Genomic DNA, 26,180 nt, shown 5'->3' with positions numbered 1-26,180 from the left:
TTATTTCTTCGTGAATCCAAGTAAAACGCCACCTAAAATAACGATAATGCAGCCAATGATGACAAAGATGATTTGTCTTTTGGATTTCTTTTCATGAAGTAAAAAGATACCTCCAAGAGTAGAAATTATAATCCCGGTCTGGGAAAGTGAAAAGCTTGTTGCTACTCCAATCCTTGGGAGTGATAATAAGAGTCCCAGATTTCCAGCTCCCCAAACTAATCCAGTAATAATATTGCGAACCGCATACTTATTAAAGGGTTTGTGCCGGAAGGTTAATACAAAGGCCCCAACCATCATTCCTGCAGCCTGTGGAAGGAGAACAGCCCAACCGTTAAAATTAAACCAACGGATTATTAAGACATATGCAAGGAAACCGGCTGTTGAAATCAGGAGTACAACGATTCCCTTCTTCGTGTTTCCTTTATTTTCTTTAGTATTTTCCTTATCCCTTATCGCAGTAAAGATAACGCCAATAATGATCAGAAAAATGGCGAGGATTCCTAAAATAATAACGTTTCTGGTTGTCCATTCTTTAAATACTAAAACTCCAAAAAGAGTTGTAGCAACAAGCTGCATTCCTGTTGAAAGGGGAACCGTTTTGGAAACACCCAGATACTTAACAGCCCCAAGCTGGTTCCGTTGTCCTACAGCCCAGAAAATTCCTGAAAGAAAACCAACTATCATGATTGATGTGGATAGGTGAGGATGGACAAAAAGATACAATACAACAGAAAAAATAAGAGCTCCAATCGTAATTCCGAATGTTTGACTGTAAGCATCGCCACCCAGCTTAACACTTACCAAAACAATACTTCCCCAGCAAACAGCAGGTATTAAGGCTAATAAAATACCAGTCAATATACTAACCTTCCTTCAAATGACTTTAAATTATTGTTTCCATGGGGGCCCACCTTTACTCGTTAGTTTGAATGGAACAAAATCAAGGAATTAAATTATATTAATATAACTTTTATATGTAATCGTTTTCATTTTTCTGAGAAACCGATTTGGCATAATATGGAAAACTCTTTGAATCATTGAGGTTTTTAGTTTGTTTACTAGATAAACAACAATTCACACATTGTTCAACACTTCACAATGTATTATTTTAAAACCATGATATGATGTACTCATAAAGGAACATAAGGAGTGATCAAGATGATGATCTGTGAATGGAAAACCTTCAGTACCGACTCAGAAACCTATACACTTCAAGCCTTTGAAGAAAAAATCGATGATGAATTTGAAACAATGATGTTTAAAGAAAATGAAGAGATTCCAGCCTATATCTGGACAGTCAATTTTGTTGTCATTGTAAAAAGAAGTTCAAAAGTGTTAACCGATATTTCATTTGAAAAAATTCCCCGTAATCCGGTCTGTGTATAACAGCATGGTAAATTTTTAGATATATATGTGAAAACATTCACAAATAAAGTTAATGGAGGGTTTAAAATGGCAGCACCAATAACAGCAATTAAAAAGGAACAAAGTGTTTCCGGTATGATTGATTCTCTTGTGGAAAAGGGCCTCAAAGCTTTGGAGGAATTCAGGTCTTTTAACCAAGAAGCAATTGATGAAATTGTTAAGCAAATGGCTTTAGCAGGCCTTGATCAGCATATGCCACTTGCTAAAATGGCTGTTGAAGAAACAAATCGGGGTGTATACGAAGATAAGATTATAAAAAATATGTTTGCAACCGAATATGTCTATCACAATATTAAGTACAATAAAACCGTGGGCATTATTAATGAAAATGAACATGAGGGAATTGTTGAAATTGCTGAACCAGTTGGTGTTATTGCAGGGGTTACACCGGTCACGAATCCAACCTCGACAACGATGTTTAAAGCGCTGATTTCCATAAAAACTAGAAACCCTATTATTTTTGCTTTCCACCCTTCTGCTCAAAAATCCAGCAGTGAGGCTGCACGAATATTAAGAGATGCTGCTATTAAGGCAGGAGCCCCGGAGAATTGTATCCAATGGATTGAAAAACCATCACTCGAAGCAACTCAGAGTCTGATGAATCATCCAAAAATCTCTCTTATTCTCGCAACAGGTGGATCCGGAATGGTGAAGTCAGCATACAGTTCAGGTAAACCAGCCCTTGGTGTGGGTCCCGGAAATGTACCTTGTTATATGGAGAAATCAGCTAATCTTAAGCAGGCTGTAAATGACTTAATTTTATCCAAAACATTTGATAATGGTATGATTTGTGCTTCAGAGCAGGCTGTAATCATAGATAAAGAGATATATGCAGATGTTAAAAAAGAAATGATCAGCAATAACTGTTATTTTCTAAATGAAGAAGAAAAACAGCTGGTTGAGAAGCTTGTTATAAATGAGCAGTCTTGTGCAGTTAATGCTGATATTGTTGGTATGCCAGCCTGGAAAATTGCTGAGATGGCTGGGGTGACCGTACCTGAATCAACAAAAATCCTTATAGCTGAATTAAAGGGTGTTGGACCTCAATATCCACTTTCAAGGGAGAAACTTAGTCCTGTGCTCGCTTGCTATAAAGTAAATGGACTGGAGGAAGGTCTGAACAGGGCAGAAGAAATGCTCGAGTTTGGCGGTTTAGGCCATTCTGCAGTAATCCATACAACGGATGACAAAGCAATTGAAGCATTTGGTTTTAGGATGAAGGCTGGCCGGATTATTGTAAATGCACCTTCTTCTCAGGGGGCAATTGGTGATATTTATAATGCCTATATGCCTTCCTTGACTCTCGGCTGTGGTACGTATGGAGGGAATTCAGTTTCAACAAACGTGGGTGCTATCCACTTGATTAATGTGAAAAAAGTAGCAAAAAGGAATGTTAACATGCAGTGGTTTAAAGTTCCTTCCAAGATTTATTTTGAGAAGAATTCAACTCAGTATCTTGCAAAGATGCCCAATATCTCAAAAGCCTTTATTGTAACGGATCCAGGAATGGTGAAATTGGGATATGTTGACCGTGTTCTCTACTATCTGCGCAAACGTGCGGATTATGTTCATTGTGAAATTTTTTCTGATGTTGAGCCGGATCCATCAATTGAGACTGTACGCAAAGGTGCTGAAATGATGGAGAAATTCCAGCCAGACGTTATTATTGCCCTCGGCGGGGGTTCTGCTATGGATGCGGCAAAAGGTATGTGGCTCTTTTACGAATATCCAGACTCTGAGTTCTTTGGATTAAAACAGAAGTTTTTGGATATTAGAAAAAGAATTGTGAAGTATCCACACTTGGGAGAAAAGGCTCAGTTTGTTGCGATTCCGACCACGTCCGGCACTGGTTCAGAAGTCACATCTTTCTCTGTTATCACCGATAAGGAAGCAAACATTAAATATCCGCTGGCTGACTATGAATTAACACCCGATGTTGCTATTATAGATCCACAGTTTGTCATGACCGTACCAAAACATATAACAGCAGATACAGGTATGGACGTATTAACCCATGCAATAGAAGCTTATGTATCCTGCATGGCAAATGATTTTACAGATGGGCTGGCTATGAAGGCGGTTCAGCTTGTATTTGAATACCTGCCAAGAGCCTATAAAAACGGAAATGATGAATTGGCACGTGAAAAGGTTCATAACGCTTCTACTATTGCTGGAATGGCGTTTGCAAATGCCTTTCTTGGAATTAATCACAGCCTTGCCCATAAGCTTGGTTCCGAATTTCATATCGCACACGGACGTGCAAATACTATTCTTTTGCCTCATGTCATCCGTTATAATGCAGCAAAACCGAAGAAATTCACAGCTTTTCCTAAATACGATCACTTTGTAGCGGATGAGCGTTATGCAGAAATTGCGCGAGTACTGGGTCTGCCAGCCAGAACAAAAGAAGAAGGAGTCGAAAGTCTTGTTCAAGCTATTATAAAGCTTGCCAAAGAGCTCGATATTCCAATGAGCATTGAAACAAATGGCGTTGATAAAGAAGCATTTGAAAGCAGAGTAGACTTCCTTGCTGAACGAGCTTTTGAAGACCAATGCACAACAGCAAATCCAAAATTACCTCTAGTAACAGAACTTGCTGAAATTTATCGCTTGGCATACAAAGGTGTGTAAGCAACAATATAAAAAACCAGTCCTATATAATTAGGACTGGTTTTTTGCTGATTTTTTCAGGTATAAAGTTCTGTTAGGGGGGACTTGTAGAAGCGATTTGTATTGAACACTTTTCTTAATATCGTTAGAATATGATTTACAGAAATAAAAGAGATGTGTGGTGATTTTTTTGAAAATGGATGATACAGACAGGAAAATACTTAACCTTCTCTCTGAAAATGGAAGAATTTCCTTTGCCGATATTGGGAAAGAACTAAATCTATCACGGGTAGCTGTACGAGAGAGAGTAAATCGGATGGAAGAAAACGGTGTAATCGAAAAGTTCAGTGTAGTAATTAATTCAGAGGCTGTTGGAAAAAGTGTTTCTGCATTTTTTGAGGTGGATTGTGAGCCTCAATTTCTTGTCTCGGTTGCTGAAAGTCTGGCTAATAATCCAAACGTTGCCAGCTGCTATCAAATGACTGGGCCAAGCACTCTTCACATGCACGTGCTTGTAGAGGACTTTGCTTCACTTGAAAAGTTTATTAATAACGAGTTATATGCTGTTGAAGGTATCGATCGAGTTGAAAGCCAAATTATGCTTAGAAGATTCAAAAGCCGTACTGGATTAAAGTTATAAATAAATGGATTAAATCCCCTTGGAGACCAAGCACTCTGAGGGGTTTTTTTGATTTTTCACAGCTGATTTTATTTTTCAGGGAATTTGTAAGACTCCTTGAAGGTTTGTTTTGCTCTTTTATAGGGTTTTTCAGGGATATTATTTCCGTGAACTGTGAAAAAAATGGTGAAGTTTCCCAGAACCAACTAGCGGTACGGCCTGCCAGTTAGTCTGCGGAAAGAGAGCAGATTTACTCTGAAATAAATTGGGAAAAAATTATAAATAAAATAACTAGACAATATTCAGAATTTAAATTAAAATCAAAAACAATCAAATGTTATTACGTTTGTTAATATTAAAGTAAATTAATCTTTACAAACGTAACTAAAAGTAAAATATTTTCATTCAACGGAAAGGAGCTACATATATTATTAAAGGAGAAACCCTTTATGAGAGGTTGGTCTAAAGGAAGAACACTTTTCCTGCTATCAGCATGAATTTTCAGGCGGACAACGACAAAGGCACTCCTTTCTGTCAATCCAAGACCTGTTGTTGGAAAGGGAAAGAAGAAAGAATCCGCCTGCAGGGTGATTTGCCAAGTCCGGCTGACCCACCGGCTAGCTGTCCTTTCCACACCCGCTGTCCTATTGCATCTGAACGGTGTACATTAGAAAGCCGGAGTGGAGGTAAATTGAAGAGGGGCACTTTATTGCCTGCCATTATAGATAATTTTTCAAAAAAAAGAAAATTTGCAATTTGATCTTCTATACAGAAGGCCGTTTGACCGATAAAATAAATATTGTACGGAAGTCGAAGGTTCTGGGGAAGAAATACTAGGAATCTTCTATTATATATTTCCTGGATAAATAGAAAAATAGGATTGAGACGAGGAGACGACTATGCCAAATTTTGATGCACTAACTTATCCGTATGCTTCTCAGCGTATGATGACTGTTGCAAGAAAAGGAATGGTAGCAACATCACAGCCACTTGCTGCCCAGGCAGGACTGGATATTTTAAAAAAGGGCGGAAATGCCATTGACGCAGCTATAGCAACTGCTGCTTGTCTGACAGTAGTAGAGCCAACTTCTAATGGTATTGGCGGCGATGCATTTGCTTTGGTTTGGACAAAAGGTGAATTGCATGGATTAAACGCAAGCGGGCCTGCTCCACAGGGACTTACCATTGAAGCGGTAAAAGAACTCGGACATGAATCCATGCCTACTTTTGGCTGGCTTCCAGTTACCGTGCCAGGTGCACCAAGCGCATGGGCCGCTCTTTCTGAACGGTTTGGTAAGCTGCCCCTGAGAGAAGTTCTTGAACCTGCAATTCAGTATGCAGAAAATGGGTACGCTGTATCGCCTATACTGGGCAAGTATTGGAAGAGAGCTGCGGAAATCTTTAAGACTCGGCTTAAAGGGGAAGAATTTGAAAATTGGTTTAAGACTTTTACTAAAGAAGGAAAAGCTCCAGGAATAGGTGAAATTTGGAATTCCCCTGATCATGCAGCTACCCTAAGAGAAATTGGAGAAACTAATGCAGAGTCCTTCTATAGAGGAAGTCTTGCAGATAAAATTGATGAATTCTCAAAACTGCATGGTGGTTTTTTACGTAAAGAAGATCTGGCTGCTTTCCGTCCTGAGTGGGTAAAACCTATCCGTGTTAATTACCGTGGATACGATGTATGGGAAATTCCGCCGAATGGTCAGGGACTTATTGCCCTAATGGCATTAAATACCCTTAAAAACTTCGATTTTGCTGAGAAGGATTCCACCGATACATATCATAAACAAATCGAAGCTATGAAACTTGCCTTTGCTGATGGAAAGAAGTACATTACACAAAGAGATAAAATGGCTGTAGATACCGAACAGCTTCTTAGCAGTGAATATGGAAAACTTCGCGGCAATCTGATTGGTGAAGAAGCGTTTATTCCGGAACCAGGAACTCCGCCATCAGGAGGTACCGTTTATCTCGCTGCTGCGGATGAAGAAGGGAACATGGTTTCCTTTATTCAGTCAAACTATATGGGATTTGGATCAGGTATTGTCGTACCAGGTACAGGAATCGGACTGCAAAATCGTGGACATGATTTCTCCCTTAACCCTGAGGACGCAAACAGACTTGAACCAGGCAAAAAGACATATCATACGATTATACCGGGCTTCCTGTCTAAAGGTGACCAGCCGGTTGGACCATTCGGAGTAATGGGCGGATATATGCAGCCGCAGGGTCATGTCCAGGTAGTGATGAATACAGTTGATTTCCACTTAAATCCTCAATCTGCATTAGACGCTCCAAGATGGCAATGGGTGGCAGGAAAAACAGTTGAAGTGGAAAGAACACTTCCGGCTCATATTGCAGAGGCACTTGCCAGAAAAGGACATGACATCAAGGTGGCAGTTGATTCTGGTGGCTTCGGACGTGGTCAAATCATCTGGAGGGATCCGGAAACAGGAGTCCTTTACGGAGGAACAGAACCAAGAACAGACGGATCAATAGCATCCTGGTAAAAAGTAAATGACGTCAATAAAAGGATCTGATAGAAATGAAACAATGGCATCTTTTTCTGGCATTTTTTAGGCCGGGCATACTTGGGTATGGGGGAGGACCTTCCTCTATACCGCTTGTCCATAAGGAAGTTGTGGGAAAATACAAATGGATGAACGATGAGGAGTTTGGAGATGTCCTGGCTTTAGCAAACATGCTTCCAGGACCAATTGCCACAAAACTTGCCGGTTATATAGGTTACCGTATTGGAGGAACAATAGGGCTAATAATTGCCGTACTAGCATCGGTTTTACCAACCATATTGTTAATGATTTTATTCATGACAACACTAACATCGGCAAAGGAACAGCCTTGGGTTCTGGGTATGACCAAAGCAGTTGTTCCAGTTGTAGGAGTAATGATGGCAGTGTTAACCTGGCAGTTTTATCAAAACGGACGGAAAGCTATGGGATGGAAAGGAAACCTTCTTCTCGTGGTGGTAAGTCTGATTGTCATGGAAGTTCTAAATATTCATCCAGGGATTTTGATTGCTGTCTTGCTGATACTTGCCGTGGCAGGACCTGAAAAAAAAAAGCAAAAGGTTCAGACTAAAGAAGCTGCTGGATCGAAAGGGAAGGCGGTTTAGTAATGCTTTATTGGAAAATATTTCTTGCCTTTTTCGTTCCTGGAATACTTGGGTACGGTGGCGGCCCATCCTCTATTCCTCTAATTGAAAATGAGGTTGTGGACCGATACGGCTGGCTGTCTACGAAAGGGTTTAGTGAGGTATTAGCTCTAGCAAATTCACTTCCTGGCCCGATTGCTACCAAAATGGCTGGTTATATCGGTTATCAGGAGGGGGGAATTCTAGGAGCAATTGTTGGTGTGTTTGCTTCAGTAGCACCTTCTCTTGTTTTAATGATCGCCTTATTAAGTCTTTTGTACAAATACAAGGATTCTCCGAGGGTTAAAAAAATGACTACGTATGTTAGACCTGCAATTGCAGTTATGCTGGGAGTCATTGCTTATCAATTTTTAAGGGATTCCTCACTGGACATTGGCTTATGGCAAACATTATTTTTAGCTGCCGCCAGCTACATTCTAATGGAAAAAATAAAAGTACATCCTGCGCTCGTTATCCTGGTCGCCTTAGGCTATGGTGCTGTTTTTCTAAGATAATAATGATTAACCGGTCTCAAACAATGAGACCGGTTTTTTCGTGCGGAAAGTCCTGTAATCCTTACAGCATCTTACGGACAAACGGATATAGGAGCGTGAGGGTCTAAAGCATCTCAATAATCTCCTCGGAAAAAGACGACAATGGTGTTCTCCGTTCATGTTTGGTTGCTTCCTGAAAAAAGATGCAGAATGCTTTTTTTTCCGAAATACTCACTCATTAATGAAGATTCTCGGATACAGAAAAAAGAGGTTTACTCTCCTCCGATACTGAAAAGTACTTCCAGAATCATTAACCTGTGGTATATAATCGTAGTTCCGGTCCTTCTCGTCTCTTTGAAAGAAATGTTGAATTCATTGGCAGTCAGTATGAACTTTACCATTCAGGTAACCATGAAGTATTCCTATGTATTAATAGGGTTTATCATCATATATTTTACTTATGGACTTTCAAAGTTATTGAGCCGGAAGAAAATCAATAAGATTTCTATGGTTTACACATTAAAGGCGGGATGAGCACATAAAAAACGAGCATCCCTGTGGGGTGCTCGTTTTTTATATTAACTGATTTATATTCTTTTTGCGCCGATGAAACGTGGCTTCCAGTAGGGGTTGCTTGTAGATGCAATGGATACACCTTTTGAAGTAGCAGCCTGAATCATTCTGCCGCCGCCGATATAGATTGATACATGAGTTGGTCTTGAAGCTTTATTTGGTGCAAAGAACATTAAGTCACCGAATGCAAGAGTTCTTACTTTGTATCCTTTTGTGTAATACATTTGTGAAGCAGTTCTTGGCAGTACTTTACCTGCTTTTCCGAATGAATACTTTACAAGACCTGAGCAGTCGAAGCCTGCAGGGGACGTTCCGCCCCATTTATAATGAACACCTAAGTATGATTTAGCAACAGAAACTGCTTTTGTATGATAATAAGCTGCTTCACTTTTATGTGGCAATACGGCAGAAGTGGCGATGGAAGTGGCAAGGATTGTGAAAGCTAAAATTTTCTTTAACATTGTTGTTTTCCCCCTACGTCATGTTGATAAACCTACTTTACTATAAGAACTTAACATTAATATAACTAGAATATTACTATTAGATTACATCACTAGTAAATTATCCTACTAGTGGAAGATTATAGTAATATAATATGAAAATGCTTTCAATTTTTCAGGAAAAGGAAAAAGCCTCCAACATGGAGGCTTCAAAATTTTTTTAATAGCATTTTAAAAAAACCTATTGTAATTAAAACTCCTCCTAATCATTTTAAGAGAATGAGTTTTTCTCCAAAAAAGTTAATAGGCTGCAATGGTGGCAATTAACTGAACTTAATTTTTCAATAGGTGTTACCCTGGAAGGTATCTTATTTAAAATCACTAAATTAGTAAAAGTCATTTTTCGTTCTGTTAATATTTATGGAAGCGGATATTAAATGAGGAATCTCTATTTAAAAGGTGGGATTTAGTGTGGGGAAATTCGAAAAAATTAGTCAGCATATTTGGATCATGCATGCTGAACATGATACAGATCGACCGATAATTGCTGCTATTGCAGGAGAAAGGCGAACATTGTTGTTGGATGGCGGGAATTCAGCACTACATGTCCAGCAGTTTAAAGAATATCTGGTGACTCAGGGAGTCAGACTGCCAGATCTTGTTGTTCTAACACATTGGCACTGGGATCATTCTTTCGGAGTACATGCCTGGAATATTCCCATAATCTCACATGCAGAAACAGCAAAAGTTCTTTCTGACTTGAAGAAAATAGAATGGTCTGTGTCTGCATTGGTATCTCTTTCAGTAGAAGAAATCATTAATAATGAATCAATGGGGCACATATTAAAAGAATACGGCGACCCAAGCAGCATTGAGATTGCAGTTCCTGATATTATTTTTCAAAAGAACCTGGTAATCGACTTGGGAGGAGTAAAATGTGAGGTACTTCATGTCGGAGGAGACCATGCATCAGATTCCTGCTTTGTATATGTTAACGAGGACAAAGTTCTATTTCTGGGGGATGCGTTGGCCCCATCCGTTTATGGAGGCCCGCGGAAATATACCTCTTCAAGTTTTTTAAAGTTGACGTCAATAATGAATCAATTTAATGCGGAAATCTTTATAGAATCTCACGGTGTACCAACTGAAAGAAAACTGTTTTTGGAGGAGATTGGGGCATGGGAAAAACTTGCTCAGTTAGTTGGAAATTATGAAAATAATAGTGATTTCATTCTTAATGAACTCCGGGGGTATTCACCAGAAATTATGAAAGACCTAGAGATCTCTATTGGATATTTTTTGGAGGGGCTGAAAGGTAAGTAAAAATGAGTAAGCTGGCTGGAGCTCTATATGAGTAGATTTCCAGTCAGCCTTTATAATTTTAAATAAATTTTATATCAATTTGGAGTATTTCCGATCTGCTTCCAATCCGGAAGGGAGGCCCCCAAAAACCATAGCCGGAAGAGACAAAGGCATGCATTTGCTGTTTTTGCAAATAACCCCAATCCAGTTCATACATTCTTTTGGTAATTAAATGATTTGGAGCCATCTGACCGCGGTGTGTATGGCCGGAAAATAATACATCCACACCATTTTCCTGAGCCTGGTTTAGCTCAAAGGGCTGATGATCCATTGCAATAATAGGGTATGTTTCGTTTATTCCCTCTAATAGTTCTGTAAAGCTTTGTCTGCTTTTGTCGGTTTTGTCTTTCCGGCCGGCTAAATAAAAGCTTTCATCAATAGTAAGGACCTCATCCATTAAGATTTTTATATTTATTCTTTTCATTTCCTCTATAAATTGGGGTATCTGGCCACCGTAGTATTCATGATTTCCCAATACGCCAAAGATGCCAAGCGGAGCTTTCAATTGTCCTAGAATATCACCCATATTTTTTTCAATAAATGGCTCGGGTTCATCATCAATTATATCTCCCGGCAAAAGAATGATATCGGGGGTTAACTCATTGATTTTATCCTTCAATCTCTTCGCATGCGATATCCCGGATAATCTCCCAAAATGCATATCAGATGCCATTGCAATCCTTAAGGAGGATCTTTTTCCATTCTTTTGAGGCACAGTAATTTTGTACTTTCTAACCACCGGACTGTATGCATTATATAATCCGTATAAAAGGATAATAGTTAAAAGAGCTACTACAATAAACCCGGAAAGACGAAAAGCAGAAGCAGAAAGCTCCACAGATGCCATCTTAAGGATGAGAAAAATAATATTCGCAATCGGCAGAAGCAGAAGGCAGTACTGTATAATAGCAAACCATACATACCCAACAGTTCTGTAAGCAGAAAAGAATTTGGAAACTCTGCTTAAAATAAAGGAATAGGAAAGGATCAGAAATACGACAGTGTAAAAAATAGGATGTTTAAACCCAAATCCTACATTAAGCCATTCCCAGCCATTCCAGCCAATATATAATAGTAGTGCGTTAAACAATATGATAAAGAAGGCGGCCTGTGCCATTCTCCTGATTGAAGTCATCCAATTTTCTCCTTTTAGTCTAAGTAAGAAATATAATACTCCTGTTATTTCAGAATTACCAAAATGAAGTTTTAGTTTTAAAGCATAGTGCTGGAAAAAGGAAAAGGACAACATCATACTAGATTTTAGAAATTAAATATTTAAAAAAGAAGGTTAGGCAAAAACATGACTTCTGAAACGCAAAGTTCAAGGCTGCCTCAAATCTTGAAGACAGCTATCATAGCCTTAATCGGCGGTATTATATTTAGTTTGAGTCATCTCCCCATTCCCTGGCTGTTAGGTCCTATGTTTGCTGTATTTGCAGCCTCCAGGTCTAAGAAAATAGGTAAATTATATTGGCCGGTGAGAATTCGGGATATCGCTTTAATTATTGTTGGGTATTCAATTGGTTTATCCTTCACAAGAAAGGCAGTAGCTGAAATCCTGGTCCAGCTTCCATCGATTTTTTTAATGACGGTGCTTCTTATTCTTTTCTGCTCCATTATCGCTTATTTTATAGCCAAATGGACGGGAATTGATTTTCCAACGATTCTGACAGGGAGCATTCCGGGAGGACTTTCCCAAATGATAACCCTTGCAGAAGAAATACCTTCTATTGATATAACAATTGTTACCTTCATGCAGGTTACCCGCCTTATGATGATTGTTGTATTTGTACCTTTGATTATCTTTAATCCGTTTTTTGGTATAGATAAAAGCAGTGTTACCCAACAGCTTGTTCACGCTGGCAATTCGGAATGGAATACTCTTTTTCCTAATATCCTTTTGTTTGCTGCTGTTGCTGTTGTATGCGCGATTGTTGGGAGAAAAATTAAGCTTCCAACAGCCTATTTGGTTGGCCCAATTCTTGGAACCACTATTCTAATTTTTGCAGGATTTGCCGGCCCTCGCCTTCCGTCTGTGGTTATGGACCTTTCTCAATTTATGATTGGTTCCTATGTAGGACTTCTCCTAAAGACCGAGAATTTGAATAATAAAAGGAAGTTATTCTCCTTTGCATTGGTAAGCGGGATATGTTTGCTGTTAGGCTCCTTTGGTTTAAGTACTCTATTAAAAACAACACATGGTTTTTCTTTTGCTACAAGTGCTCTGGCTCTTGCACCAGGGGGAATGGATCAAATGGGGATCATTGCCCATGAGGTAGATGCAGACTTGTCCATTGTGGCTGGTTATCAATTATTTCGCTTATTTTTCATCTTTTTCGTTGTTCCCCCAATGCTTAAGTGGTTTTTTAAATTAATTTTTAAAAATAAACCCAAGCGATCTGTTACATAATTGAAACATAATGTAAAATTACATCCTAAAGTTTCCTCGGGAAGTTATTAAAGGAAATAAAATTTGTTTGGTTAAAAATTCCGCGTTTAAGATGAGACCAATAGTCCCGTAGGAAGAGGCAGCTTGCCTGCTTGCTGGGATTTATTGGTTCATGATAAAAAGTATTACAACTGTTAGCCTAGTAGTAGAGAAACGAGCAAAACTACTAGGAGGTTTTAGGATGAAAAAATTTAAAAAACTAGTAATTGCATCGGCTTTATTAATTTCAATGTCACCTTTCTTTTTTGGAAAGCAGTCCGAAGCAGCCACTAGAACTCATAATGTGGGTAAGGGTGAGACATATTGGAAAATTGCTATTAAGTACGGTGTACCTGTAAATGAGATAAAGTCTATTAATCATAGAAATGGCAGCCTGCTTTATCCAGGCCAAAGACTGGCAGTACCTTATTCAGCTATTTCAAATCCAGAAAAGGAACTGATTGCACGCCTTGTACATGCAGAAGCGAAAGGTGAGCCTTATGCAGGAAAGGTTGCAGTAGCAACAGTTATTTTAAACAGGATAACAAGCTCTAAGTTCCCAAACACTGTAAAAGGTGTAGTCTATCAAAATACTAAAGGTCACTATGCATTTACACCAGTTCAAAATGGACAGATCAATAAGCCCGCCGATGCAGCATCAAGAAAGGCTGTAAATGAGGCACTTGCTTATAGAGGTAAAGGCAACGGATCGTTATATTTTTATAACCCTAGAATTTCAACAAGCAAATGGATATTTTCACGTCATACAACAGTAATAATTGGCAACCATAAATTTGCAAAATAATAGAATAAAGAGAAAAGGTGCAGAGGATGTCTTCTGCGCTTTTTTTTGTTTACATCCGGTTATTATCAGTCCTTGAGGTAAAATAAGTTTTTCGCCTTCATGGCTCTGTGGTGGTTTTTCAAGCCAGCATTCTTTAATCATGTATTTTCTCAGACGTCAGCATAGCTGCCCATTTCCGCCATTTACCTTGCATAAATTAATCTAATTCCCTTTTATTACAGAACCTCCCGTAACTGTTCCGAAATCTGCAAGCGCTATAGCACTTAGTAAGTTTGTCTGAAACATTTAGAATTTAAACAGTGAAGCACTCAGGAGGTAAAATATGCCGAAAGTACCATGTTTGTTCTTGGGAAAAAGGGTAAGATTATTATGTTTGAATATTCTTGAAAAGGAGTGGTTTATCTGAAGAAAAAACTGTTAGCGTTTACACTAACTTCATCTTTGCTATTACCATTTTATTTAGGAACGAGCAATCATTCGAAGGCTGCTGAGTCAATAACTGTGATACCCGGAGCGCACGAAGTAAATGTAACTTATTTTAATGGCAAAGACAGCAACTGGCTTACCACTAAAAATCCGCAGCAATATCAGCAGGCAACACTCTACGGTAATATCGGTCTTACACCTAACAACTGGGGAGATACCACTAGTGGGACAGGCTGGTATAAGATAAATAAACCTGCAGGAATTAAGGGGACTCAAGTAAATGGCATATTTGATGATGCCCAATTCGTAATTAGGGTTCCGGATAATTGGAATGGAAAACTAGTGGTTTCCGGAATTCCGGCCACCCGTAATGAAACGTCAACGGACCTTTTGTTTAGTGACTTTGTACTGGCAAAGGGCTATGCGTTTGTGGCTATCGATAAAGGAACACAGGGTGACGCTAGCGAAGCACCTAGCGATCCTTTTGCAAAAGTCAAAGATGCATTGGTTCATGATGATGACAGTGTAGCTGAATGGAATATGCGTTTCCGTCAGGTTACCAAAGCTGCACAAAACTATTTGGTTGAAAATTATAAAGATAAATTGATCCAGTTTTCTAAGTCTTACAACTCTGCGAAGCATTTGGTTAATAACAATCATCAAGTGCCTACATATGCAATGGGGATTTCTAATGGCGGTTATGTGGTTCGGTATGCACTGGAACATGATGGTAAGAAAAAGACAGGAGAACCTCGTCTTTTTGATGGAGGCGTTGATTGGGAAGGGGTATTATGGACAGAAAAAACTCCAAACTTAATTAGTTCATTAACGCCAGTAGTAAATAACGCTGAAAAGGCTATATATGGAACTGGAGACGAGAAAGAAAAGGCAATGAATGAAATGTATAAGGCTGGCTTGCCAAAAGGATCTGAGAAGCTTTGGCCTTATCATGATCAGGTTTATTGGTTTATTTCTTTAAATATATATCGTGATCATTTTGACCCTAACGCACCAGGCAGAATTCAATGGCCAAACTATCTTAATTTTGTAAATGGTTTAAGAGACAGAACATATGATTACATCTTTAATGATTATAAATATGATGACCGTCCACAAAGCGTTAAGGACAAAATCAAAGAAATTTCCAATACAGGAGATATCGACGTTCCTTTAATCAGCTTGACTGGTTCTCTGGATTCACTGATCTTCCCGAGTATTCATGCTGATGGTTACGATAAGCTTGTAAAAGAAGCAGGTAAAGGTGACCTTCACCGCCTTTATACAATTAATAATGGTAACCACGTTGATAGCCTTGTTTGGAGCAAAGGAGCCGATGCTGATCAAACACTGCAGCCGCTCCTGCCTTATGCACATCAGGCATTTGATTTAATGGTAGATTGGGTAGAGAATAAGAAACAGGCGCCTCAAAGTAAGTTTGTTCCATCTCCTAAAGATACTGTCAAAGTAATAGATTTAAAAACCGGTCAGGAAACTGATCCTGAATAAAAGATTAGTAAGAACCTCGGGCTTCTGGCCTCGAGGTTCTTTTTTAGCTAATCAGGGTATCCTCCAAAAAGGACTTGGCGAAAGCCGAGTTTTTCTAATATAAGTACTTTGATCTCTACGCCTCAGGTCTTATTTAAAAATAATTCTCAGGATTGTTTTTCCAAACAGCTGCCAGCGATATCATTTTAATAGAAAGAGAAAGGAGAAATGATATGTCAGCAGTTGTTGAGATTCAAAATGTTACAAAAAAGTTCAAAGGTAAAACGATTATTGACTCGTTAAATTTTAATGTAAATAAAGGAGAGGTATTTGGCTTCCTGGGTCCAAATGGAGCAGGCAAGACCACTACTATTCGAATGATGGTGGGCCTTATTAGCATGACATCAGGGGATATTAAGATTTCTGGCTGCAGTATAAAAAAAGATTTTGAAAAAGCAATAAGCCAGGTGGGAGGAATAGTTGAGAATCCTGAAATGTATAAATTCCTTACAGGCTACCAAAATCTTTTGCATTATGCAAGGATGTCAAAGGGAATCAAACAAACTCAAATTCAGGAGGCAGTCCGGCTTGTCGGCTTATCGGAAAGAATTCATGATAAAGTGAAAACTTATTCCCTCGGTATGAGGCAAAGGCTTGGGCTTGCGCAGGCACTGCTTCATGATCCCAAGGTCCTTATTTTGGATGAACCAACAAATGGGCTTGACCCAGCCGGTATTCGTGAAATGAGGGACCATTTAAGAATACTTGCAAAAGAAAGGGATATGGCAGTAATAGTTTCAAGCCATTTATTATCCGAAATGGAAATGATGTGTGACCGGATTGGAATTATTCAAGGTGGAAAGCTGATAGACGTTCAGCTGGTGAACGATTTTGTAAATGGCTCGGACAAGTTTATTGAGATGGAAGTATCCCCCAGAGAAGCTGCAATAAAATTGTTAAAACAAAGTTTTCCAGAGACCGCTGTTCAGGTAACGGAGAAGGGAATCATTATCCCATTAAGCAAAGAACAGATTCCATTTTTGGTCAGAGAAATGGCGATAGCAAATATAGATATTTTTAGTGTTAGGGAACAATCAAGAACCCTGGAAGACCGGTTCCTTGAGGTTACCGAGAAAAAGGGGGAAGCATTATATGCTTATGTTGATACAAAATGAATGGATGAAAATTATCAGGAGACCTGGAACCCTGGTAATGGTGGGATTACTTCTATTAATGGTGATTCTGACAGGCTCTGTTATCAAATATCAGCAAAATCAGACCACTGTCCAAAAGCAGATTAACTGGAAGACAGCCCTTCAACAACAGGTGGATCAATCGAAGCAGCAGCTGGAAAAGGCTTCAATGGTTACGGTTCCATCTATAAAAAGAAGTATTGCTCTAAATGAGTATCGAATTAAGCATAATTTAAATCCTAATCAAAAGTATTCGATGTGGGATTTTGTTTCGGATGGATCAGGGCTAATTCAGCTTGCAGGTCTTTTCGTGATTATCATTGCGGCGGGAATTGTGGCCCGGGGAATTTAACTGGGGGACAGTTAAGTTATTATTGATACGGCCAATTAGCAGAGGAAGATTGCTATTATCGAAATATATAACCACCATTTTGTTTGCTCTCATCATGCTGGTTACTTTATTTGTTTTTTCACTAATTACTGGGTATCTTTTATTTGGCACCCCAGAAACTGTAGTTCCTTATTTAAAGTATGTGAATGGAAAAGTAGCCGAACAAAGTATGATCTCTCGTCTGGTCGTTTTTTATGGTATAAAATCAATAACCATGCTGATGCTTTCCGCAATGGCCTTTATGATATCCGCTGTATTCAGAAACAGCTCACTAGCCATAGGCATTTCTATTTTCCTTATGTTTACTGGCAGTGAAGTAACCATGCTGCTGGCTTCAAAGTTCCACTGGGCAAAGTATATACTGTTTGCGAATACAGATCTGTCCCAATATCTTGATGGAGTACCTATGGTTGAAGGCATGACTTTTAACTTTTCTTTAACCATGTTGGTTTCATATTTTATCTTGTTTCAGGTTTTAGCCTTTGCTGTTTTCAAAAAGCGTGATGTGGCTGCATAAATGTAAATGACCTCTTCTTTAAGAAGCGGTCATTTTTTAAAGATATGCTTTAAAACGTGAAGATACCTGGGATGATTTATGGCTGTCCATAATGATAAAAAAATCATTAAAATAACAAGATAGTTTAATATGTATAAAATTTTTACTGCCCGATTGAATTCATTTTTGTTATTACCAGCCATCTTCTCCGCCCCACAAATTTAGTAATCTTTTTTTATATTATAAGACTTTTATAGCTCGACATTTGTTTGTTTTACAAAAAAAATCCCGCGTGTAGGCGGGATTAAAGCTTAAATGGGCGTCAAGGCACTGGTTTTGTCTATAAAAATAAAACTGTCATATCTTTTAGCCAGATTAGTTGGTACATAATTGCCGTAATGTTCATAGGCTGGGTCATAAACAACCCCTATAGCACGGTGGCCGGCAATCGTATCAAAAAGTGGTGTGTGAAGCAGGTCCGGAAGTAAAATTTGGTCAAAGTGTCCAGCCTTATGAAGAACCTCTTCCCAGGTTTTCTTGGTGGCTGGAGGAACCTGCAGGGTTTCTAATGGCGATCCCCATGAAGATCCGGCAATGACTGTTCCCTCGTAGGTTCCAAATCCTACTGCAAATACTTTTGATCCATGCTTTTCGCGCATGAGCTGGCCGACATTGACCATCCCTTCTTGAGCCATGTCTGTGGCACGTGCATCTCCAATATGTGTGTTATGTTCCCATACAATTACTTTAGCATCAGGTCCATAAAAATCAGACAGCCTTTCAATGGTTTCTGCCATATGACGGTCCCTTATATTCCAAGTTTCCGCATCCCCTTTTACCATGGAACGATAATAAAGCTCAGCACTTGCGGCGACTAGTGCATTAAGTTCAAGACTTAAGGATTCCTCTTCGTCAGTTGTTTCAAAAACTCGTTTTGATTGGATGTCCATCAGCAGCTTTAGAACTTCTTCTTCACAGCTTTCTGACAGGTAGGCCGTAGTCATTGCATAGTCCTGTTCATTTTTTTCAAAGGGATTAAAACAGGAAAAGGCTTTTTTAGCTACGTCAACTTCTTCAGAACCCGTCTTTTCCAAATAATTAATTATTTCCTCCATCGATTCAAACAGGCTGTACATATCAATTCCGTAAAAACCAACTTTTTTTTCGACGTTCATATTATAATCTCTGAGCCATTTAATAAAATGCTCAACGACCGTGTTTGACCACATCCATGTCGGCCAGCGTTTAAAATTGTTTTTTAAAAGGGCGTGGATATCGGTTTTAGCATCACTGTAGCCTTTACAATATCGATTAACACTGTAGCATGAAGGCCAGTCACCTTCTACTGCAACAAATGAAAATTCTTTTTTTTGAATTAATAGCTTTGATAATTCTGCTCTGATAGCATAAAATTCCGAAGTCCCATGAGTGGCTTCACCTATAAGAACGTATTTTGCATCTCCGATAACATCTATTATGGAATCAAGATCACTATAATCAGTTAGTTTCAGGGCCTTCTCCCTAACTGCTTTCACTACATCAAGGTATTGAATTAGTACCACCCCATTTTTCTTGATTGTTTCTTTTATATACGGATCAGATGTGTTTTAAACAGTTTTTATCCAGATTTACTCTCGCTCTTTGACCATACCTTTTTTTGCATAATAAAAGCCACTATCCCAATTATGGCTACGAACAGCAAGCTAACTAAAAGCCCGTAACGTATATTTTTTTCTATAACCGTACCTGATATAGCGGCCACGATTAGGGCTAGTCCAATTATTGCAAGTGTCTTATCAAGCGCTTTTACTTTAAGAAGCTTTAGGGCAGAAAGGACGATAAAGGACCAATTTAATAACAGTAAAATTCCTGCTGCTGTTGTTATATACTCGTATATTTTTCCAGGCAGCAGCAGAGCCGTGACAATGGAGGCACATAAACCAATAGCGCCAAGTCCCAATGACGGTAACGGCAAGTCCTTAAACTTTTTAAGTTTTTTTGAAAAAAAGGCGGGAGCATCTCCGTCATTCGCCAGAGTAACCAGAAGTGTTGTTACACCGAATAGCGAGGCGGTCATGGTTGAAAAGCCTGCTACAATAATGGCCCCATTAAATACATGCGGGAAGAACGGTAAATGATGATTTTCTAAGGCAGTTACAAATGGGCTTTCCTTTTCGTTAAATGCATGGAGAGAAGCCATTGTTACAGCAAATCCCAAGGATAGAACATAAATGGTCAAGAGAACGAAAAGCATAATTTTTCCTGATTTCGGGGCATCATCCTTGTTTTTTAGCTGCATGGCCATAAGGCCTATTACCTCAATACCCCCATATGCATAAAAGGCGTAAATCAATGAGGTCCAAAATCCCTTAAATCCTTTGGGAAATATCTCTCCCATCGAACCTGGAAAATTAATATGACCATTATCACCGTGTATCCAACCAAAGACAGCGGCGGCTGCAAGAATGATAAACATAACTATGGCAGCGGTTTTTATAATCGCAAGAATGTTTTCGACTTTATCAAATCCCTTTGTTCCCATCAGAACAACTAAAATAGCTAATACAGCATAGCCTGCTGCAAAAATCCATAATGGGACCTTCGGAAACCAGAACCTTGAGAGAATGGAAAGTGCGGTTAGCTGGCTTCCCATTATTAGGATATTGGAGCACCAGTAATTCCATCCGCAGCTAAATCCTGCCCATTTGCCATATGCTTTGTTGGCATAGTAGCAGAAAGAGCCTTCCTGAGGGTCCTCGGCTGTCATTTTGGCGAGCAGATTAAAAACAACATAGGTTCCAAAAGCCGCCAGTATAAAAGAAAAGACAATGGATGGTCCAGTTACTTCAATGCCAATAGTGGATCCGAGAAAATATCCAGTTCCAATGGTACAGCCAACACCTACCAGTGAAAGCTGCCACCACTTCATACTTCCTTTGCTGTTTCCCTGGTTTTGGCTCTCACCGCCAGGGCTGCAGTTTGCTTTTGCCAAATCCCCATACCTCCTTTATATTGGTTTATTATTCGAAAGAAGGGGGGGAATTATGAAATGTAATAATATTGAATTATTGGAATCAATACATAAGTAAGGGCATCCTCCTTTTGGCGGATGCCTTAGTTTGTTTATGCGTTCAGAGTTTATGAATGAAATCATGATTAGCTAAAAAGTACTTTTAATAGGAAGCATTATTAAAATCTAAACAGAGCATTCAGGCCCTGATATCCAAAATAAACTCCAAACCCGATTAAAGATAGACCCGAAATGAGAGATATTGCAAATAAGCTGTTATTTGTCAGAAATCTGCGAAAACCAGTTGTTAATGAAGCAACAAAAACATCCCAGAGGGATAGCCCGATAAAAATCATGCTGCTATATATCAAAAGCTGCTCAGTTCCATAGTTTTGTGAGGTCTTAGCTAAAACAGATCCGTAAATCCCCAGCCAAAAGAGAATGGAAAGAGGACTTGTAATTGACATCAAAAAACCCGTCATAAAACATTTCAACAGGGATTCTTTTGAACGGCTAAAATTTAAAGTAATATCTTTTGCTGAGATGATTCCTTCCACCCCAGAGTAAATGAGTACAAATCCCCCAAACAGCCATAAAAATATTTGAACAATTGGTATATCGACAAAACGGACAACACCAAGATATACCATCAGCATAAAAATGGCATCGGCAATCATCGAGCCAGCTCCAACTACCCATGCATGCCAAAAACCATTTTTAATTCCCTTATCAAGCCTTGCTGAATTAACAGGACCAATAGGCGCTGCCAGCGTTAATCCTAAAAAGATATAACTGCAAAGGAGACTCATGCTCAAGAGACTTCACTCCACTTTCCTTAAAATAATCAGCTTGTACATTTTATGCAAATGGAAAGTGGAATAGGACTTGCTAGGAAAAAGTACACGTGTACAGAAAGTATCTGTTCTGTGAATCGTTTTAAATAGCTTCCGGCATGATAAAAGGTAGACAATTTGCCGAAAGAGGGTGTTTGTATTTTAAAATCCCCACGAACAGGTATCGTCCTGCCTAGCAAGGAACATATCGAAGAGGCGCCGAAAGGGGGATTAAATGCCTATAGTCTTGCCGGAATAGGTATTGGAGGAGTAATTGGAGCAGGATTTTTTCTTGGATCGGGACTCGCAGTACGTGAAGCGGGTCCAGCGGTGTCATTAGCATTTTTATTGGGCGGCCTAATCATGATGCAGGTACTTGGTGCCATGGCCAGTATAAATGTTAACCGGCTCCAGCCAGGTTCATTCCGTGTATATGCTGAACAATTTCTCGGATCCTATACTGGTTTTCTCCTTGGATGGGTGATGTTTACCTCAAGTATCTTGGGGATTGGATCGGAAGCGATTGCGATGGGTGTTTTTGTTCACCTTTGGCTTCCGCACCTTCCCTTGCCAGTTTTGGCCACATCATTTACGATCATAATTATTTTGCTTAATATGATAAATATGCGCTTTTTTGGACGTATTGAAGCCGGTATGGCGGCTGTAAAGGTTCTTGCCCTGCTAGCATTTATTATTGTCGGTTGCTATGTGCTTATAACAAGGGGAGCACCACAAGTCTCTAGTCCCTTATCCGGATGGCACTCCTTTTTTCCAATGGGCGTTTCAGGGATGCTTCAGTCTATGCTGGTGGTAATCTTTTCTTATTCTGGTATCGGTGCAGTAGCCATGGCTGCAAGAGAAGTGAAACGGCCAAAGATTGAAATTCCAGAGGCATCAAGGATGATGTCTTTTGGTTCTATAGGTCTGTATGCCATTTCAATGCTCGTACTAGTAATGATTACTCCATGGAATTCAGTATCTCTTAAGAAAAGTCCTTTTGTTCATGCTTTTGATGTTATAGGGTTAGATTGGGGTGCTGCAGCTTTAAATATAGTAGTCCTGCTTGCAGCTTTTTCCGTCATGGCAGCTGCCTACTATGCTTCCGTTCAGATGATTGTTTCTTTATCTGTAGCGAAAAAAGGGCCCCGTTTTTTTCTTCAGCATTCCAGAAACGGTTTTTATCGTAATGCATGGATTGCAGTTGCAGCCGGAGTGCTACTTGTGGTGGGGATGAGCTTTTTGCTCCCTTCAACACTTTACAATTATTTGGTATCTGCATCTTCCTACTTTACATTTTTAAACTGGACAATCAACCTTATTGTGTATTTGATATGGAAAAAAAGAAGAGGTCAAAATGAAGCTTATGAATCGAAGCTGATTTGGGGAAGACCTGGAGCCTATGGCACGATAATAGCAATTCTATTTTTGTTTGTGATTAGTTTGAAGGTACATGATTTTCGCATGGGCTTTTATGCAGCCTTTGCTTTAGCGGCAGTTATCAGTATAGCTTACCGAATTTGGTCAAGAGAACAAAGAAGGGCCCAGAGAACAAGTGGATAACAGGACAATAAAAAAACACCTGCATTTTTGCAGGTGTTTTTATGGAGAATAGGGGGCTCGAACCCCTGACCTCTTGCATGCCATGCAAGCGCTCTCCCAGCTGAGCTAATCCCCCGGGTTAATGGTACATGAATGATTATAACGGGTGGATTGCTTCCTTGCAAGAGGTATTTTTAAATAAATTAGCTGATGCTTTCTATATCTACCTTTTCTACTCCATCCAATTCTGACATAATGTAATATACATCAGTGGTTTTATTACGGAAATCAACTGTTATTAGAACTTGAACATGGTGCAGACCATTATCCAAATCTTTTATACGGATTCTTCTGATGTTGTATTTCTTCTCCATAATAAAAGTTACAATTTTTTCAATTTGGTATTTATCATTTATATTCATATTCAGCATAATTTCTTTTTCACGCAATTGTTTTGGGCCAACTATTTTCATTATAAAAGGAATAAACTCTACACTTAAAATTAGAAGGGCTACTCCAGCGAAAGCTTCTATATAAAAGCCAGCCCCAACAGCAATACCGATACCAGCTGCTCCCCAGATCATAGCGGCTGTGGTAAGACCGGAGATACTGTCGTTTCCCCTCCTTAAAATTACCCCGGCGCCTAGGAAACCTATACCCGAAACAATTTGTGCAGCCAGCCGTAGTGGGTCCATTTGTATATTAACATCTCCGGGATGGGGGAAAGTGTAAGCAGATTGTATAGATACTATTGTTAATAAACAGCTAACAATAGAAATTACAAGACTTGTTTTTAATCCTACGGGTTTTCGTTTCAATTCTCTTTCTAAGCCGATCACAAGACCAAGTACAGCTGAAAGCCCCATTTTAAATAAAATTTCCAATTCCATATTGTCCATAGCTTCACGTCCGTTTTAGATTTAATAATACTTTTATAAGGCTAAAAAAATAACATTAAAATTATATAATGTTTATAATTTAATTTATACATTGGCTTATATAGCGTAATATTAGAGTTTTAAGGAGTTAATCACATGGAACCAAAAATCAATCCATATGCAGCTTTAATCGTTGGAGTAGTAGCTGTTTCTGCATCTGCAATTTTTGTAAAGTACTGTTATGCCCCATCCGGGGTTATTGCTTTTTACCGCCTGTTTTTCTCAGTTTTGTTTATGGTGCCTTTATTTATAGGAAAGTATAAAGCTGAACTTAAACTGATTACAGTAAAGGACTGGTTCTTTTGTTTAATTTCCGGTATATTGCTGGCTTTTCATTTTATCCTCTGGTTCGAGTCTTTAAACTTCACCTCGGTGGCAAGCTCTACTGTCCTTGTTACCCTCCAGCCTCTGTTTGCCTTTATAGGTACCTATTTCTTTTTTAAAGAAAGATTGTCAGCCAAAGCTATTTTAAGCGGAGTTATTGCAATTACGGGGAGTGCTATCATCAGCTGGGGCGATTTCAGAATTAGCGGGACTGCATTATGGGGAGATATTCTCGCGTTGATTGCCTGTGGCCTGGTAACGGCTTATCTGCTGGTGGGACAAACTGTACGTAAAAGATTATCGCTTGTTACCTATACCTTTATCGTATATATGATCAGTTCAATCACATTATTTATATACATATTTGCGAATCGGGACCCTTTAGTTCCTAGCCATAATAGTGATTGGATTTACTTTATTCTTCTGGCACTTATTCCAACATTACTTGGACATACACTTTTTAACTGGTCATTAAAGTGGCTAAGTACATCATTGATATCTATGGCAATCCTATTTGAACCTGTTGGTGCAACTATACTTGCTTATTTCTTATTAAATGAAAAAGTAATTCCTACACAATTTATTGGTGGGTTCATTGTAATAGGAGGTATTTTGCTCTTTGTTATAGATGAACAATTAAAAAAGAGAGCAACAGATCCGGTTGAGAGATAGAGAGTGGAAAATCCGCAAGTTAACAGTAAAATAAGTACAATGAAGTTTGTGCGGTTCATTTCAGTCCTGGCAGAAACCTATAGATGGCTGGATTTTTGAACAGTAGTATTTGAACCGTTTATTCAGGTTTATGTGTGAAGCAAACAATTTATAATAGGGAATCATTATTATGAAGAAATTGAGCTGCAATGCAATGTTTATATACTACTACTAGAAACTGCAATAAAAATTAAAAATTGATCTTTTAGTAATTGGATAAGTGGGCAAACCTTATGGATAATATATGAGTATTTGTCCACAATCTGTGAATAAGTTCTTAATTCCCTTCTATATTAAGGAAGAGTTATTCACTCTATGTGGATAAGGTTGTGAATAATTTTAATATCTACTACTTCTAAGGACAAAGTTGATTAATAAGGATTAAAATTTCTTAAGGTTTTTTTAAAAATTATATTGCAAACATATTTTATCCATGTTATATTTAATCTCGTCCTCAGGAAGCAAGTTAGCCAGCAAGAAAAAAGTAAAAAACATTGTTGACAACTGGCTCGGTGGATGATATATTAAGGAAGTCGCTTTTGAGCGGCCAACTAAAAAAGAAGTTGTATTGATCTTTGAAAACTAAACAAACAAAGCGTGAACAAACAAACAATAACATGATGAATTTAATTCATCAGCCAACGTAACTTTATGAGCTAAAACTCATTCTCTTTATCGGAGAGTTTGATCCTGGCTCAGGACGAACGCTGGCGGCGTGCCTAATACATGCAAGTCGAGCGGACCACTTCGGTGGTCAGCGGCGGACGGGTGAGTAACACGTGGGCAACCTGCCTGTAAGACTGGGATAACACCGGGAAACCGGTGCTAATACCGGATAATCCTTTCCTTCACATGAAGGAAAGCTGAAAGACGGTTTCGGCTGTCACTTACAGATGGGCCCGCGGCGCATTAGCTAGTTGGTGA

20 protein-coding genes, 1 tRNA gene, 1 rRNA gene and 2 pseudogenes are annotated in these 26,180 nt (G+C 38.9%); 16 read left to right on the top strand and 8 right to left on the bottom strand.

Annotated features, from left to right (window positions below; genetic code table 11):
* Positions 1-858, bottom strand: a complete 858-nt coding sequence (locus AC3WR0_RS03480) for a GRP family sugar transporter (protein WP_492550997.1) — start codon at positions 856-858, stop codon at positions 1-3.
* A 300-nt stretch (positions 859-1,158) separates the two neighbouring features.
* Between AC3WR0_RS03480 and AC3WR0_RS03475 the strand changes: the two genes are divergently transcribed.
* From AC3WR0_RS03475 to AC3WR0_RS03445, 7 genes and pseudogenes are all read left to right on the top strand, one after another.
* Complete coding sequence (locus AC3WR0_RS03475; protein ID WP_492550996.1) at positions 1,159-1,386, top strand: hypothetical protein; 228 nt, start codon at positions 1,159-1,161, stop codon at positions 1,384-1,386.
* Between the two features lie 66 nt (positions 1,387-1,452).
* Positions 1,453-4,056 carry a bifunctional acetaldehyde-CoA/alcohol dehydrogenase gene (adhE, locus tag AC3WR0_RS03470; protein ID WP_492550995.1) on the top strand — a complete coding sequence of 868 codons (2,604 nt, stop codon included), beginning with the start codon at positions 1,453-1,455 and terminating at the stop codon, positions 4,054-4,056.
* Between the two features lie 169 nt (positions 4,057-4,225).
* Entirely contained in the window at positions 4,226-4,675 is a 450-nt protein-coding gene (locus tag AC3WR0_RS03465; protein ID WP_027321703.1) for an Lrp/AsnC family transcriptional regulator, read from the top strand.
* Between the two features lie 494 nt (positions 4,676-5,169).
* Positions 5,170-5,344 (top strand): annotated as a pseudogene (locus AC3WR0_RS03460) (oligopeptide/dipeptide ABC transporter ATP-binding protein); the annotation flags it as partial.
* Positions 5,345-5,553: 209 nt separating this feature from the next.
* The gene (locus tag AC3WR0_RS03455) at positions 5,554-7,167 is read left to right on the top strand and encodes a gamma-glutamyltransferase family protein (RefSeq protein ID WP_492550994.1); all 1,614 of its coding nucleotides are present in this window, start codon (positions 5,554-5,556) and stop codon (positions 7,165-7,167) included.
* 35 nt (positions 7,168-7,202) lie between these two features.
* A complete protein-coding gene (locus AC3WR0_RS03450) occupies positions 7,203-7,790 on the top strand; it encodes a chromate transporter (RefSeq protein ID WP_492550993.1) in 588 nt (195 codons plus the stop codon).
* 2 nt (positions 7,791-7,792) lie between these two features.
* Positions 7,793-8,323 (top strand): chromate transporter, encoded by a 531-nt coding sequence (locus AC3WR0_RS03445; protein ID WP_492550992.1) that lies wholly within the window; start codon positions 7,793-7,795, stop codon positions 8,321-8,323.
* Between the two features lie 566 nt (positions 8,324-8,889).
* On the opposite strand, the gene AC3WR0_RS03440 is transcribed toward AC3WR0_RS03445, so the two are convergent.
* On the bottom strand, positions 8,890-9,336 hold the full coding sequence (locus AC3WR0_RS03440) for a C40 family peptidase (protein ID WP_027321708.1): 447 nt from the start codon (positions 9,334-9,336) through the stop codon (positions 8,890-8,892).
* 450 nt (positions 9,337-9,786) lie between these two features.
* On the opposite strand from AC3WR0_RS03440, the gene AC3WR0_RS03435 reads away from it, so the two are divergent.
* Positions 9,787-10,638 (top strand): MBL fold metallo-hydrolase, encoded by an 852-nt coding sequence (locus tag AC3WR0_RS03435; protein ID WP_492550991.1) that lies wholly within the window; start codon positions 9,787-9,789, stop codon positions 10,636-10,638.
* Between the two features lie 58 nt (positions 10,639-10,696).
* Here AC3WR0_RS03435 and AC3WR0_RS03430 read toward each other — a convergent pair whose 3' ends face one another.
* Positions 10,697-11,812 carry a metallophosphoesterase gene (locus AC3WR0_RS03430; protein ID WP_492550990.1) on the bottom strand — a complete coding sequence of 372 codons (1,116 nt, stop codon included), beginning with the start codon at positions 11,810-11,812 and terminating at the stop codon, positions 10,697-10,699.
* 165 nt (positions 11,813-11,977) lie between these two features.
* On the opposite strand from AC3WR0_RS03430, the gene AC3WR0_RS03425 reads away from it, so the two are divergent.
* The 5 genes and pseudogenes from AC3WR0_RS03425 to AC3WR0_RS03405 all read left to right on the top strand — a co-directional run bounded on the left by AC3WR0_RS03425 (position 11,978) and on the right by AC3WR0_RS03405 (position 17,922).
* Complete coding sequence (locus AC3WR0_RS03425; RefSeq protein ID WP_492550989.1) at positions 11,978-13,087, top strand: AbrB family transcriptional regulator; 1,110 nt, start codon at positions 11,978-11,980, stop codon at positions 13,085-13,087.
* A 220-nt stretch (positions 13,088-13,307) separates the two neighbouring features.
* Positions 13,308-13,910, top strand: a complete 603-nt coding sequence (locus AC3WR0_RS03420; RefSeq protein ID WP_492550988.1) for a cell wall hydrolase — start codon at positions 13,308-13,310, stop codon at positions 13,908-13,910.
* Between the two features lie 402 nt (positions 13,911-14,312).
* Positions 14,313-15,842, top strand: coding sequence for an alpha/beta hydrolase (locus tag AC3WR0_RS03415; RefSeq protein ID WP_492551190.1), 1,530 nt, complete (start codon positions 14,313-14,315; stop codon positions 15,840-15,842).
* Between the two features lie 212 nt (positions 15,843-16,054).
* Positions 16,055-16,996 (top strand): ABC transporter ATP-binding protein, encoded by a 942-nt coding sequence (locus AC3WR0_RS03410; protein WP_492550987.1) that lies wholly within the window; start codon positions 16,055-16,057, stop codon positions 16,994-16,996.
* Positions 16,974-17,922: pseudogene (locus AC3WR0_RS03405) on the top strand (ABC transporter permease). The gene AC3WR0_RS03410 and the pseudogene AC3WR0_RS03405 overlap by 23 nt, the downstream one beginning before the upstream one ends.
* A 290-nt stretch (positions 17,923-18,212) precedes the next feature.
* Here AC3WR0_RS03405 and AC3WR0_RS03400 read toward each other — a convergent pair.
* The 3 genes from AC3WR0_RS03400 to AC3WR0_RS03390 form a co-directional block, all read right to left on the bottom strand.
* Positions 18,213-19,463 carry an erythromycin esterase family protein gene (locus tag AC3WR0_RS03400; RefSeq protein WP_492550986.1) on the bottom strand — a complete coding sequence of 417 codons (1,251 nt, stop codon included), beginning with the start codon at positions 19,461-19,463 and terminating at the stop codon, positions 18,213-18,215.
* A 56-nt stretch (positions 19,464-19,519) separates the two neighbouring features.
* Positions 19,520-20,830, bottom strand: a complete 1,311-nt coding sequence (locus tag AC3WR0_RS03395) for an amino acid permease (protein WP_492551189.1) — start codon at positions 20,828-20,830, stop codon at positions 19,520-19,522.
* A gap of 260 nt (positions 20,831-21,090) precedes the next feature.
* Positions 21,091-21,726, bottom strand: a complete 636-nt coding sequence (locus tag AC3WR0_RS03390; protein ID WP_492550985.1) for a LysE family transporter — start codon at positions 21,724-21,726, stop codon at positions 21,091-21,093.
* Positions 21,727-21,882: 156 nt separating this feature from the next.
* Here AC3WR0_RS03390 and AC3WR0_RS03385 point away from each other — a divergent pair, with 156 nt between their 5' ends.
* On the top strand, positions 21,883-23,304 hold the full coding sequence (locus AC3WR0_RS03385) for an amino acid permease (protein ID WP_492550984.1): 1,422 nt from the start codon (positions 21,883-21,885) through the stop codon (positions 23,302-23,304).
* A gap of 42 nt (positions 23,305-23,346) precedes the next feature.
* Here the strand turns inward: AC3WR0_RS03385 and AC3WR0_RS03380 are convergent.
* Positions 23,347-23,419 (bottom strand) — tRNA-Ala (locus tag AC3WR0_RS03380).
* A gap of 67 nt (positions 23,420-23,486) precedes the next feature.
* The gene (locus tag AC3WR0_RS03375) at positions 23,487-24,173 is read right to left on the bottom strand and encodes an MgtC/SapB family protein (RefSeq protein ID WP_492551188.1); all 687 of its coding nucleotides are present in this window, start codon (positions 24,171-24,173) and stop codon (positions 23,487-23,489) included.
* 144 nt (positions 24,174-24,317) lie between these two features.
* Here AC3WR0_RS03375 and AC3WR0_RS03370 point away from each other — a divergent pair, with 144 nt between their 5' ends.
* Both AC3WR0_RS03370 and AC3WR0_RS03365 read left to right on the top strand, forming a co-directional pair.
* Positions 24,318-25,217, top strand: a complete 900-nt coding sequence (locus AC3WR0_RS03370) for a DMT family transporter (protein ID WP_492550983.1) — start codon at positions 24,318-24,320, stop codon at positions 25,215-25,217.
* Positions 25,218-25,928: 711 nt separating this feature from the next.
* Positions 25,929-26,180, top strand: a 16S ribosomal RNA gene (locus tag AC3WR0_RS03365); the annotation flags it as partial.

The organism is Neobacillus sp. FW104-15D2, assembly GCF_058790155.1.
This window is presented reverse-complemented; position numbering and strand designations above follow the sequence as displayed.